General features: G+C 38.6%; 10 protein-coding genes. All 10 read left to right on the top strand.

Features of this window, described 5'->3' with window-relative positions:
- Positions 1-92 precede the first annotated feature (92 nt).
- The 10 genes from M1D60_RS21870 to M1D60_RS21825 all read left to right on the top strand — a co-directional run bounded on the left by M1D60_RS21870 (position 93) and on the right by M1D60_RS21825 (position 13,747).
- Positions 93-1,835 (top strand): adenine deaminase C-terminal domain-containing protein, encoded by a 1,743-nt coding sequence (locus M1D60_RS21870; RefSeq protein WP_456276920.1) that lies wholly within the window; start codon positions 93-95, stop codon positions 1,833-1,835.
- Between the two features lie 69 nt (positions 1,836-1,904).
- Positions 1,905-2,963: a DUF3048 domain-containing protein gene (locus M1D60_RS21865; protein WP_456276919.1), complete on the top strand. Its 1,059-nt coding sequence runs from the start codon at positions 1,905-1,907 to the stop codon at positions 2,961-2,963.
- 29 nt (positions 2,964-2,992) lie between these two features.
- A complete protein-coding gene (locus tag M1D60_RS21860; RefSeq protein WP_456276918.1) occupies positions 2,993-3,295 on the top strand; it encodes a YerC/YecD family TrpR-related protein in 303 nt (100 codons plus the stop codon).
- A 252-nt stretch (positions 3,296-3,547) separates the two neighbouring features.
- Positions 3,548-4,045 carry a hypothetical protein gene (locus tag M1D60_RS21855; protein ID WP_456276917.1) on the top strand — a complete coding sequence of 166 codons (498 nt, stop codon included), beginning with the start codon at positions 3,548-3,550 and terminating at the stop codon, positions 4,043-4,045.
- A 544-nt stretch (positions 4,046-4,589) separates the two neighbouring features.
- Entirely contained in the window at positions 4,590-5,282 is a 693-nt protein-coding gene (pcrB, locus tag M1D60_RS21850) for a heptaprenylglyceryl phosphate synthase (RefSeq protein WP_456276916.1), read from the top strand.
- Between the two features lie 75 nt (positions 5,283-5,357).
- Positions 5,358-7,583, top strand: a complete 2,226-nt coding sequence (pcrA, locus tag M1D60_RS21845) for a DNA helicase PcrA (RefSeq protein ID WP_456276915.1) — start codon at positions 5,358-5,360, stop codon at positions 7,581-7,583.
- Positions 7,584-7,889: 306 nt separating this feature from the next.
- Complete coding sequence (gene ligA, locus M1D60_RS21840; RefSeq protein ID WP_456276914.1) at positions 7,890-9,893, top strand: NAD-dependent DNA ligase LigA; 2,004 nt, start codon at positions 7,890-7,892, stop codon at positions 9,891-9,893.
- Between the two features lie 13 nt (positions 9,894-9,906).
- Positions 9,907-11,079, top strand: a complete 1,173-nt coding sequence (locus tag M1D60_RS21835; protein WP_456276913.1) for a CamS family sex pheromone protein — start codon at positions 9,907-9,909, stop codon at positions 11,077-11,079.
- Between the two features lie 140 nt (positions 11,080-11,219).
- Positions 11,220-12,767: an L-glutamate gamma-semialdehyde dehydrogenase gene (gene pruA / locus M1D60_RS21830; RefSeq protein WP_456276912.1), complete on the top strand. Its 1,548-nt coding sequence runs from the start codon at positions 11,220-11,222 to the stop codon at positions 12,765-12,767.
- 233 nt (positions 12,768-13,000) lie between these two features.
- The gene (locus tag M1D60_RS21825) at positions 13,001-13,747 is read left to right on the top strand and encodes a sulfite exporter TauE/SafE family protein (RefSeq protein WP_456276911.1); all 747 of its coding nucleotides are present in this window, start codon (positions 13,001-13,003) and stop codon (positions 13,745-13,747) included.
- The last annotated feature ends 625 nt before the right edge of the window (positions 13,748-14,372 follow it).

Raw genomic sequence — 14,372 nt, 5'->3', positions numbered from 1 at the left:
ATTATTTACTACTCATTCTACCTTTCTTTAATGCTTTACTCTGTGAAATATGGTAGGATGGTAAAAAGAAGTTGTGGAAAGGAGGAAAGTGGATGAACGATCACCGATATCGCTGGAGAAATCTCCAATTACGTAGGCATCTTGATGTCTTGGATGGTAAATATCCACCGACACTGGTATTAAAAAATGCCACCTTTCTTCACTCAGGTCTAAAGCAATGGCTAACGGCCAATATTTGGATTTATGAGGACCGTATTGTGTATATTGGCGATTTATTGCCTAAAATAGAACTGAAAACTGAAGTTGTTGATTGCTCAGAGCTATATCTTGTGCCAGGTTATATTGAACCACATTCACATCCGTTTCAAGTTTATAATCCCCACTCTATTGCTCAATATTCATCACAGTTTGGGACAACAACACTTATAAACGATAATCTAGTTCTGTTTTCTGAGTTGCAAAAAAAGAAAGCGTTTTCGTTAATGGATGATTTTCAAAAGCTACCACAAACCATCTTCTGGTGGTGTCGGTTTGACTCCCAGTCTGAGCTTGCAAATGAAGAGGAGTTGTTTTCTTCAGCTAACATTAAAGCATGGTTAGAAAGAGATGATGTTTTACAAGGTGGAGAGCTCACAGGTTGGCCAAGACTTCTTGACGGTGATGATATGATGCTACATTGGATTCAAGAAGCGAAGCATCACAATAAACTAATTGAAGGACATTTTCCAGGTGCATCTGATCGAACTTTAATGAAGCTAAAGCTGTTAGGAGCAGATGCTGACCATGAATCCATTTCAGGTAAAGATATATACAATAGACTAATGCACGGCTATTCGGTTGCCCTTCGTTATTCATCAATTAGACCTGACTTGCCATACTTATTAGAAGAAATGAAGACATTAAATTTGCAGAGCTATGATTCTTTAATGTTTACAACGGATGGCTCCACACCTTCATTCCACGAGCAAGGGTTTATTGATGCAATGATTAAAATGGCGATCGAAAGTGGCATTCCACTTATCGATTCTTATCATATGGGATCTTACAATGTGGCGAAATATTATAGACTCGATCATTACATGGGACATATTGCAACAGGGAAAGTAGCGAATATCAACTTTCTAACAAGTAAGGATAACCCAAAGCCTGTTCATGTTATGGCAAAAGGTCAGTGGTTAAGACGTGATAGTCAACCGAATTATAGCAATTCCACTTATTCTTGGGATCAGAGTGGTTTTAATCCTTTGAATATTTCTTGGGAATTGACGAATGACGACCTTCAATATTCGATGGCTTTAGGGATGAAAATGGAAAATGCGGTTATTATGAAACCTTATTCGGTTCAACTAGATACTTCTGTAGATGAGCTATCCGTTGAACATGATGAAAGCTTTCTTTTATTAGTTGATCAGGATGGCAAATGGAGAATTAACACGATTATCAAGGGCTTTGCAAAAAGAATTCACGGGTTAGCAAGCTCGTACTCTAGTACAGGTGATTTTATCGTGATTGGAAAACGGAAGGATGATATGCTACTAGCCTTTAATCGAATGAAGGAGTTAGGTGGTGGAATTGTCCTTGTTGAAAATGGTGAAATTATCTTTGAACTTGCTCTTCCATTAGCAGGTAGAATGTCTGAGCTTCCACTTGAACAGCTGATTCCGTTAGAAAAGCAATTTAAGGTACTCATGAAGGAGCGAGGATATTTATATCTGGATCCTGTTTATAGCCTGCTATTTTTATCATCTACTCATTTACCATATATAAGAGTGACGCCAATGGGAATCTATGATGTAATGAAGAAAATGGTACTCTTTCCTACGATAATGCGTTAAAATAAAAAAGAATATTCTTCTTCCAAAATAGGGAATCTAGAATAAAATGCGGAAAAGGTTGTGTCTTTTATGAATCGAATCATTTTTGTGATCTCACTAATGTTTCTATTATTACTAGGTGCAGGTTGTTCACAGCAAGAGGCAAAGCCTGTTAGTATAGATCCTGAAGAGATTGAAGAAGAAGTCGAGTCGGAAGTGACAGAAGAAACAGAAAAACAAGCTTTTGCTAATACCTATCCATTAACAGGTATCGGAACGGATAAGTTAGTTGATCAACGAACAGTTGCAGTTATGGTTAATAATGATCCAAAGGCTAGACCACAGTCAGGCCTACATAGAGCTGATATCGTATATGAGGTTCTAGCAGAAGGAAATATTACAAGATTTTTAGCGGTTTTTCAAAGTGAAGCTCCAGAGAAGATTGGCCCTGTGAGAAGTGCGCGGGATTACTATATCGAGCTTAGTAAAGGATATGATGCCTTCTATGTAGCTCACGGATTTAGTCCGGAGGCTCAACAAATGCTACAAGCAGGAGAAGTTGATAATATTAATGGAATGGAATATGACGGAACACTGTTTAAGAGAGCTGACTTCAGAAAAGCTCCACATAATTCCTATATAACGTTTGAAAACATCATGAAGGGTGCAACGGAAAATAATTATGCCACCACTCATGATCAAGAGCCGTTAAAGTTTTTAACAGAGGACGAGATTGCAAGTATCTCTGGTGATCCTGCAGAAAATGTGAAAGTTGCCTATTCCAAGTCGGATTTTTCAATTGTAGATTATGAGTATGATACAAATCAAGAGAAGTATTATCGCTACGCAGGCGGGGATCTTACTGAGGATTTAGATTCAAAAGAGCGGGTACTATTGGATAATGTATTTATTATAGAAACCTCACATAAAGTGTTGGATAGTGCAGGGCGTCGTGAAATTGACCTAGTGTCTGGTGGTAACGCCTACCTCCTTCAAAAAGGGAAAAAGCAAGAGGTGCAATGGGAAAATGTCGATGGACGAATCCTACCATATGTTAATGATCAGCCAGTAGGATTTGTGCCAGGTAAAACTTGGATTAATATTGTGCCAAGTCTTGCAGATGTTACGTTCTCGGAAACCACGAATTAAATTTCGTAATGATAAAGGGGTAAGGATATATGCAAATTGAAAAACTACGTGGAAAAGAATTAGATCAGTTATTCCAGTCGATTCTGTCTCTACAAGATCTTGAAGAGTGTTACCGCTTTTTTGATGACCTTTGTACGGTAAACGAAATACAATCACTAGCCCAACGACTAGAAGTGGCAAGAATGCTGAGAGAAGGATTTACGTATCACAAGATTGAAACCGAAACTGGTGCAAGCACGGCGACAATTTCCCGTGTAAAGCGTTGTTTGAACTATGGAAACGACGCCTACCAAATGGCACTAGATCGTGTGTATGAAAAAGAAGAAAAATAATCGTTATAAAATAAATGATGATATAAAAAGGCAACGAGTGGAACTGTGCTCGTTGTCTTTTTGTGTTTTTTGGGTGGTTGATTGAGAGGCAGTTAGCTTAATCTACTAGGATGCCTCAGTGAGAGTTTGGGATATAATTTTTTTCTAAAGCTTGGAATGTGCGCGAAATTTGTTGGTATTTGTTTGGATTAAACTTCGAGAAATAGTTTCATACTAGATATATTATATAAATATAGAGATAGGGGAACTCATATGCAGAAACGCTATGTAAAGGTGAATAAAGTGATGGAATACGATGCCGAGGGAGGCATGTTTGTTTCAGACAGTGTAAATCATAACCAAGAAATATTTTTTACATTAGATGAGCATGGGCACCTAGGTGAAATTTCTATTTTTATAACAAATCGAGTATTTAATCTACTAATCCATCCGGAAGAAAAACGTCATATAGAAGAACAGATTAAGGTGAAAATGTGGGAAGCCCAACCCTTCACGTTTAAGCAAGTGGAAGAAGTGCTGTGGGACCACTACCCAATTATCAAGAGGATTCACTTCTCTATTTGTGAAAGCAATCTAGTTTTAACCGCTCACTATAAAGATTGGAAACTACATACCATTACCGCGCCTTTTATGAATACATATACAAGAAAGCAAGAACATACAGTCCTCTCTTTAAGTGAAATTACCTTCCATAAGTTAGATGAAAAAATTAAGGAAGAAATGGTCAAGACCGAGCCTAAAATTATATAAATATTTACTACCTGTGAAGAAGGAAAAGTTCCTAGTTGGTTTGGGAACTTTTTTTGTTTTTTGCGGTTAAGCTTATAGTGAGCTTTTGGACGTTGCGGGAGTTCCTTGACATTTGGTGCCTTGGTTAAGTGCGCCGATATAAATTCAATAGTCGCCGATATCCTGTCAGAAGTGGCTGATAACATGAAAGAAGTCGCCGATATATCTCCAGGTTTCGCCGATAAACTGAAATAATGTGCCGATATCCGTTCTAAAATAGATCCTAAGCAAGACCACCTGCTCGCTCTAGACCCAAATTCACTCCCTACTGACATAAAACAACCACAAAACCCGGTTTTAGTCCCCACGTACCATAACCACTTTAACACTTCACAGCAGCGGGGGCCTGTCCCCCATCACGGTAACGCAGCACAGCAGTGGGGGCCAGGCCCCCATTGCTTTAACGTGGTAAAAATATTACCAGTGGGTAGTGACTGAATTGGAAAGGTGTTTTGTTGTTTATTTTGTTATAATGTTACTGGAAATGAATTTTGGAGGATCACTTATGTACGATATAAAAGAATGGAAGCATATATTTAAGCTTGACCCAAATAAAGAGATTAGTGATGAAGATTTGGAGAGAGTGTGTGAGTCGGGTACGGATGCGGTGATGATTGGTGGTAGTGATGGCATTACGGAGGATAATGTTTTAAATATGCTTGTCCGGATTAGACGTTATTCGGTTCCGTGTGTGTTGGAGGTTTCGACGGTTGATTCGATATCTCCGGGTTATGATTTTTATTTTGTTCCAACTGTCCTTAATAGTCTGGATCGGAAATGGATTTTAGACCTCCACCATCAGGCATTACTGGAATTTGGAGATATTATGAACTGGGATGAGATCTATGCGGAAGGGTATTGTGTCCTGAACTCGGATTCGAAGGTTGCTGAACTAACGAATGCAAAGACGAATCTAAATGAGGAAGAAGTCATTGCTTATGCAAGAATGGCTGATAAACTTTTACACTTGCCTATTTTTTATATGGAATATAGCGGTGTATATGGGAATCCAAGCTTGGTTCAAAAGGTGAATGATGTTCTAGACACTAGCAGACTATTCTATGGTGGTGGCATTGAAACGGTGGAGCAAGCAAAGGAAATGGGTGCAGCAGCTGATACTGTTATAATTGGGAACCTCATTTACGATAATATTGGACAGGCTTTAAAAACAGTAAAAGCAGTGAAAGAATGCCAATAGATTTTACTTGTAGAGTATAGTAAAATAGAGATTAAAGAACACTTGTTCGTTTTAAATAGAGTAGGCGGTGAGCATATGCAATTTTTATCAAATAAACTTTTATCAGGATTAAATCCTGCGCAACAGGAAGCAGTTAAGCAAACTGATGGACCTTTACTCATCATGGCGGGTGCGGGAAGTGGAAAGACAAGAGTGCTGACCCACCGGATTGCTTACTTAATGGCGGAAAAGGAAATAGCGCCTTGGAATATACTAGCGATTACGTTTACGAATAAAGCAGCGCGTGAAATGAAGGATCGTGTCGCCAAGATTGTTGGTGGGGCAGCTGATGAGATTTGGATTTCAACCTTTCACTCGATGTGTGTAAGAATTCTTCGCCGTGATATTGATCGACTAGGATTTAGTCGTAATTTTACCATTCTTGATACAACGGATCAGTTATCAGTGATTAAGAATGTGTTAAAGGATCAAAATGTAGATACGAAGAAATTTGAACCAAGAAGTTTACTAGGGTCGATTAGTGGTGCAAAAAATGAACTCGTAACTCCTGAGGAATATAACAAATCGGCAACAGGACCATATGAGTCGGTCGTGGCTAAGGTTTATGAAGAATATCAGAGACGCCTTCGTAAAAATCAGGCGCTCGATTTTGATGATTTAATTATGACAACGATTCATTTGTTTATGCGAGTTCCAGAGGTATTGGAATACTATCAACGAAAATTTCAATATATTCATGTGGACGAGTATCAGGATACGAACCGTGCTCAGTATATGCTAGTCAAACAAATGGCTAGCCGTTTCCAAAACCTATGTGTGGTAGGGGATTCGGATCAGTCCATTTATCGCTGGCGTGGAGCGGATATTGGTAATATTCTTTCATTTGAGAAAGACTATCCGAGAGCGAAGGTTGTGTTTTTAGAGCAAAACTATCGATCTTCGAAGAATATTTTACAAGCCGCAAATCAGGTGATCGAGAATAATAAAAACCGTAAACCGAAAAAGCTTTGGACCGAAAATCCAGAAGGAAATAAGATTGTCTATTACCGTGGTACTACGGAACAAGACGAATGTTACTATGTAGCTGGGATGATTAAGCAGATTCTAGTAGATGAAAAGAAAAAGAATTCCGATTTCGCGATTTTATATCGTACCAATGCTCAATCTCGTGCGATGGAGGAAGTGTTATTAAAATCTAATATTTCCTACAGTATTGTCGGAGGAACAAAGTTCTATGATCGTAGAGAAATCAAGGATATTCTGGCGTATCTTCGTTTGATTTCAAACCCTGACGATGATATTAGCTTGGCTCGTATAATTAATGTGCCAAAGCGGGGAATTGGTGCGACTACTTTTGATAAGCTAGCTAATTATGCTGCTTTACATGAAGTATCGATATTTGAAGCTCTTCAAATGGTAGAGCTTGTCGGTCTTAGTGGAAAAGTGACGAATGCGCTTGTTGAGTTTAGAGACCAATTACGTAACTGGGTCCAAATGCAGGAATTTCTGTCAGTTACGGAGTTAGTGGAAGAGGTTTTAACTAAAACTGGCTATCGAGACATGCTAAAAAATGAGAAAACCATTGAAGCTCAAAGTCGATTAGAAAATATCGATGAATTCCTATCTGTTACAAAAAACTTTGAAGAGAAAAATGATGATAAGACGTTAATCTCATTTCTAACTGACTTAGCACTAGTTGCTGATATTGATCAGGTGGATGAAGAAGAACAAAAGGATCAAGGCACGGTAATCTTAATGACCCTGCATGCTGCAAAAGGACTTGAGTTTCCTGTTGTTTTCTTAATGGGGATGGAAGAGGGTGTATTTCCACATAGTCGTTCTCTTTTTGAGGAAGAGGAGATGGAGGAAGAACGTCGTCTTGCCTATGTTGGGATTACCCGTGCGGAAGAAAAGTTATATATATCAAATGCTGAAATGAGAACTTTATTCGGACGTACCAATATGAATCCGGTATCAAGATTTATATCGGAAATTCCTGAGGATATCCTTGAGAAAGCACATGAAGAAAAGGCGAAGCCATCTCCGTTTTCGTCATCAGGAGCAGGAACAAGAGTAACCGAGCAGCGTCGTGCACCTGTGATGCGACCAGCTGCAACGACTACAGGCGGTGAGTCGATTGGCTGGCAGGTTGGGGATAAGGCCCAGCATAAAAAGTGGGGAGTTGGAACAGTGGTTAGTGTAAAAGGTGAAGGAGAGTCTAAGGAATTAGACATTGCTTTCCCAAGTCCAACCGGCATAAAGCGACTACTTGCAAAGTTTGCTCCGATTGAAAAGATGTAAAGGATTTTCATTTTTATAATCACTAAAATTAGTGTAAAGATAGTATGACAGCCGCCTCGTCTCAAAGACGTGGCGCTGTCGTTAGTTTTAGACAATGGCTGTTTTCATATAGATTGTTGCTTTACGTAAAAATCCCAAAAGCAGTATTTTTATCTAGTATCAGAATCATGGTATACATAAAGAGAGTTGCTCTTTTCTAACCGATACTTAACCTTGCTTATAATACTGGTTTTACAGCCAAAACAAAATGTATCGAAAACAACAAAGTTTTAGAAACGAGCCTAGACAATTAAAGGAGATGAAAGAATGCCTGAAGAAATTCTAGCTAGGGTTGAAGAACTCCGTCTTTTATTACATAAATGGAATTATGAGTACCATGTATTAGATCAACCGACCGTATCTGATGCAGAATATGATCAAGCCCTACATGAGCTGATTCGCCTTGAGGAGGAAAATCCAAGCCTCCAATCAGCAGATTCACCCTCTCAGCGGGTGGGTGGTGCTCCTTTATCAGTTTTTGAAAAGGTTGAGCATACGACTCCTATGCTAAGTCTTGGTAATGCATTTAATGAAGAGGATTTACGTGATTTTGATCGCCGAGTTAGACAAGGGGTAGGAAATGAAGTTGCCTACGTGTGTGAGTTAAAAATAGATGGTCTAGCTGTATCACTAAGATATGAGGACGGTCTATTTATTCAAGGAGCTACACGTGGAGACGGAACTATTGGCGAGGACATTACGCAAAACCTTAAAACAATTCGCTCTATCCCACTTCGATTATCACAATCGGCTACGATTGAAGTCCGTGGTGAAGCCTATATGCCAAAGAAATCTTTTATGAAGCTTAATGAGCAAAAGGAAGAACTAGGCGAAGAACCTTTTGCAAACCCTAGAAACGCTGCTGCTGGATCACTTAGACAGTTAGATCCGAAGCTTGCGGCAAAACGCAATTTAGATATATTTGTCTATGGGATTGCCAATCCCGGTACAACAGGAATCGGAAGTCATAGTGAGGGCTTAGATCTATTAGATGATCTTGGCTTTAAGACGAATAATGAACGAAAGACATGCCAAGGCATTGATGAAGTTATTGAGTATATCTCTGGATGGGTTGAAAAGAGACCGGACCTACCCTATGAAATTGACGGGATTGTTATTAAGGTAGATTCGTTCCAACAACAAGACGAGCTTGGGTTTACCGCTAAAAGTCCACGCTGGGCAATCGCATACAAGTTTCCGGCTGAAGAGGTCGTAACAAGACTGCTTGATATCGAGCTAAATGTGGGTAGAACAGGTGTGATTACACCCACTGCTTTATTAGAGCCAGTTAGAGTAGCTGGAACTGTTGTGAAAAGAGCTTCTTTACATAATGAAGATTTAATTCGGGAAAAGGATATTAAGCTTGGGGACTATGTGGTTGTTAAAAAGGCTGGAGATATTATTCCTGAGGTGGTAAATGTTCTTTTAGAGAAAAGAACAGGTGAGGAGAAGGAGTTCCACATGCCGACAGAATGTCCTGAGTGTGGAAGTGAATTAGTAAGATTGGATGAAGAAGTGGCACTTCGTTGTATTAACCCAGAATGCCCTGCACAAATTCGCGAGGGACTTATTCATTTTGTATCAAGGAATGCGATGAATATAGATGGGCTTGGTGAACGAGTGATTGCTCAACTCTTCCAGGAGAAGCTCATTCACAATGTTGCTGATCTTTATCGTCTTCAAAAGGAACAACTTGTTGCGCTAGAACGAATGGGAGAGAAATCTGCTACTAATCTTGTTGAAGCAATTACTGCTTCTAAGAAAAATTCATTAGAAAAGCTATTGTTTGGGCTTGGTATTCGTCATGTAGGAGCTAAGGCAGCGAAAACATTAGCTCAACAGTTTGAATCCATTGAAGGGTTACAAAAGGCTTCCGTTGAAGATCTTATAGCAATCAATGAAATTGGTGAAAAAATGGCAGAAGCAGTTGTTACTTATTTTCATAAGCCTGAAGTGATCAACCTTTTAGAAGAATTGAAAGTGCTAGGAGTAAATACAGAATATATTGGACCTAAGAGGATAAATGTGGAAGATATTGATTCCTATTTTGCTGGGAAAACAATTGTATTAACTGGAAAGCTTGAGATATTGAGTAGGAATGAAGCTAAAGAGAAAATCGAACTGCTTGGTGGAAAAGTATCTGGTAGTGTTAGTAAGAAAACGGATCTCCTTATCGCTGGTGAAGCAGCGGGATCGAAGCTCGATCAGGCTGAAAAACATGGTGTGGAGATTTGGAATGAGGAGAGATTGATTGAAGAGTTGAACAAATAAAGGGGGGAGAAGAGTGAGGAGACTTGGGGTATACTTTTTAGTGAGCATCCTCTTTATTAGTGGGTGTATACCGAATTTTGAGAAGGATGAGGAAATCGTACAAGAAACAGAAGAAACACAAGAGACTGCGATTGTCCCGAACTTCCAGATTTCAGACCAATATTATCGAACGGTCCTTCCGTTTAAAGCGAGTGAGTCTAGGGGGTTAGTCGTTAATAGAATTAGTAACCGTTTAGATATAGATGAGTTTGAAACAGGACTAATGAGATTAACGCAAAATACTTTTTCCTCGGAAAATTACCTTTATCAGGATGGGCAGTATTTAGACCGTGATACCATAGCAGGATGGCTCCAACGAAAGTTAACAGATGCAGAAATAGCTGAAATAGAGGAAGATGATATAGCTGGTAAGAACATTGGCTTAAATCCTGCTCCTGTGACGACTGGAACGCTTAAAGAGCAGAATGAAGCGAGTCCTATTTATTTATCACATTTGCTTGAACAGAATTACTTAATAAAGGACAATGAAGGAAAAGCTGAGCTTGGTGGGATTTCCATTGGATTAGCACTTAACTCTGTCCATTATTATAATCAAGAGGATGGTTATCCAAGAGAATATCCGATTCCTGATGCTGAAATTGAGCAGCAGGGTAAAAGAATGGCAGATGAGATCCTTAGCAGAATTCGTGCAATAGAAGGCCTTGAGAGTATTCCAGTTGTGATTGGATTGTTTAAACAGGAGGCTAAATCATCTGTCGTACCAGGAAGCTTTTTTGCAATAGCTGAGGTAAGTGGAAATTCTACTAGCATTGAAAAGTGGAGTGTAGTTAGGGAAGATTATTATCTTCTCCCATCGACAGATGCTCAACGAGACTACCGTGATGACCACACTCGAATGCTTAATTTTAAAGCCGATATTGATGAATATTTTCCAAATTACACAGGTGTGATTGGTCGAGGCTTTTATCGTGATGAACAATTAACAGAGCTAACCATTGAGATTCCCATGCAGTTTTATGGAAAAGCAGAGGTTGTTGGGTTTACTCAATATTTAACTGGATTGATTATGGAGCATTTCCCGAATTATTTTTCAGTAAAATGTTATATCTCATCTATTGATGGTCCGGAGGCTGTTATTATACGGGAAATCAATGAAGAAGAACCCTATGTTCATATTTATCAATAATTTTTTTAGATGAAAGGTTTGAAATCCACAAACTTCTTCGATAGAATAAGGGGGAAGTAGGAAGCTTTATGTCAAGATGGGATATTGTATCTGATCTTGATTTTTGCTGTTTTTACTTGATTAAAGGGAGGCAGAAATCGATGGTAGTACCTTACAAACATGAACCATTTACAGATTTTTCAGTAGAAGCAAACAAGAAGGCTTTAGAAGCAGGTCTTGCTACTGTGGAATCTTATTTAGGGAAGGATTATGATCTTGTTATCGGTGGAGAGCGTATCTCAACTGAGCAGAAGATTGTATCTGTCAATCCAGCAAACCGTGCTGAAGTAGTAGGGAAAGTATCAAAAGCAGACCAGGATCTAGCTGAAAAAGCTATGCAAGTTGCTGATGAAACATTTAAAACATGGCGTAAAGTGAAGCCGGAAGTACGCGCGGATATCTTATTCCGTTCCGCAGCAATTATCCGTCGTCGTAAGCATGAATTCTCTGCAATTTTAGTAAAAGAAGCTGGAAAGCCTTGGAACGAAGCAGATGTAGAAACAGCAGAAGCAATCGATTTCTTGGAATACTATGGCCGTCAAATGCTTAAGTTAAAAGATGGTATTCCAGTAGAAAGCCGTCCAATCGAATATAACCGTTTTAATTATATTCCACTTGGAGTAGGCGTAATCATTTCGCCGTGGAATTTCCCATTTGCCATTATGGCAGGTATGACAACAGCTGCCCTAGTAGCTGGTAACACAGTATTATTAAAGCCAGCTAGTACAACACCAGTTGTAGCAGCGAAATTTATTGAAGTTTTAGAAGAAGCTGGATTACCAGCAGGCGTTGTAAACTTTATCCCAGGTAGTGGAGCAGAAGTTGGAGACTATTTAGTAGATCACCCTCGTACCCGTTTTATTAGCTTTACTGGATCTCGTGATGTAGGTCTTCGTATTTATGAGCGTGCTTCTAAGTTAAGTGAAGGCCAAATCTGGCTAAAGCGTGTTATTGCCGAAATGGGTGGTAAGGATACAATTGTTGTTGATAAAGAAGCAGACCTTGAATTAGCTGCGACAGCAATTGTCGCATCTTCATTTGGCTTCTCTGGTCAAAAGTGTTCAGCATGTTCACGTGCTGTCATAGTAGAAGATGTTTACGAGCAAGTATTAAATCGTGCAATCGAACTAACAAAAGAATTAACTGTTTCTGAAGCAACATCTTCTTCAGTTAATGTAGGCCCAGTTATTGATCAAGGTGCATATGACAAGATCATGAGCTATGTCGAAATTGGTAAGCAAGAAGGTAGACTTGTACATGGTGGAGAAGGGGACGATTCTAAAGGATGGTTTATCCAACCTACAATCTTCGCTGACGTACATGAAGATGCTCGCCTTATGAAGGAAGAAATTTTCGGACCTGTGGTTGCATTCTCAAAAGCACGTGACTTTGATCATGCAATTGAAATTGCAAACAACACAGAATACGGCTTAACAGGTGCTGTTATCTCAAATAACCGCACAAACATTGAAAAAGCTCGTGAAGATTTCCATGTAGGTAACCTATACTTCAACCGTGGATGTACAGGTGCAATCGTTGGATACCAACCATTTGGTGGATTCAACATGTCAGGAACAGACTCAAAAGCTGGTGGACCTGACTACCTAGTTCTACACATGCAAGCTAAAACAACTTCAGAAATGCTGTAAGAGCAGGCTAACAAGGAAGTTAGTTCTATAAATATATAGCAAAAAAATCAAAAAATAGACTAAAAATAGATCTACCAAACCCCACTTTTTTAAGTGGGGTTTTTAACGCTTTAAAGCATCGGGGGCCAGGCCCCCGATGCTTTAAAGGGATAAAGTGTTTGTGGGGATGTTCATTTTGTGGGATATGCTTTATGATGGATGGTGGAAGTTAGTTTGTTGTGGAGATGAGAGAGATGGAAGTTTTTTTGTTGTTGATGGGGTTAGGAATGGTTTCTTCGTTTATTGGAACACTCGCTGGTGGTGGTGGAATTATAACGTTGCCGGCAATGATGTTAATTGGAATTCCAATTCAATATGGGATTGCGACGAATAAGTTTTCTTCAGGAATTGCTTCGTTTACGAGTATTATCTATATTCTAAGACATAAAATTTTCACGGTTAGAGGGTTACTACCAGTGGTCTTCATCTCAGTGTTGGGTGGTATGGTAGGGGCCATTGCAACGACTAGTGTGTCAGAGCAGGTGATGAATCTAGTAGCGCTGGTCTTACTTGTATTTGCTCTGTTCGTTACCATCAGAAATAAAAAATGGGTAGCTGAAATAAAGGATTCAACTCCAACCCAAAAACCAGGAAGATTAGCAAAATTCATTCCATTTTTTATTGGGATTTACGATGGTGGCTTTGGACCAGGATCGGCAACATTTAGCATTATTCACTATATGCGTGAACAATATTCTTATGTAAAATCAGCTCAGCTTTCAAGAGTTTTAAATTTTGGTAGCTGTGTAGGAGCATTTATTATCTTTTACCAAACGGGCTATATCAATTGGAATTATGCGATTGCTTTAGCTATTGGATCAGCTCTTGGAACACAAATTGGTCTATTAGCATTACCAAAAATACCATTGAAAATGGCAAGAACATTATTGATTTCAATTATTTTCATGCTAATTGGACAAGTAGTTGTAAAGACTATATAGATAGATATCGAGAGGGGTTTGTTGTTTTTATGACAAGCTTCTTTTTTGTATGAAAAAAGGTTAGTAAAGAATCTTAGATTTATAGATTTGATTTTGAACAGAAATTTGCAACTTAGAACCGAACTTCACTTAACTTATAACACAAAAAAGTTTGCGTTATAAAGCTTCGAAATAAAAAATTAAATAAACCTAAAAACTACCTCGATTTAAACCATTAAAACAGATAAAAAATCAACTACTAAACCGACTAAATTGTGTCTAAATAATGAAAAAAGTAAAAATTAATTTTATGAATTTTCATGAATAGATATCGTGAATAGACACGATGAAGCCCATGGCTTCGTTTTAAAATTGCATATTTATACATTTTAAGTCTATAAAAATTACTGTAAAAATGATGGTAATTAATTTATGTGTTATATTAGACAATGTAAATTTTCTGATTTGACGCCTTTTTTAAAAAAACAGGTTTCAAACAGGAATTAACAGGGTAATGAATACAGGTGCATATGGTTGCATACGAATGGTAATGGAGGTGATATGCTTGTCAATTTCAGGTGCAACATTATTTTGGTTACTTGTACCTATGTTAGCCACGGTTGTCTTATCAATAGGATCTTATGTA

Source organism: Bacillus sp. AK128, from assembly GCF_053903075.1.
Note: the sequence above shows the minus strand (reverse complement) of the source record. Positions and strands in the feature narration are given on the sequence as shown.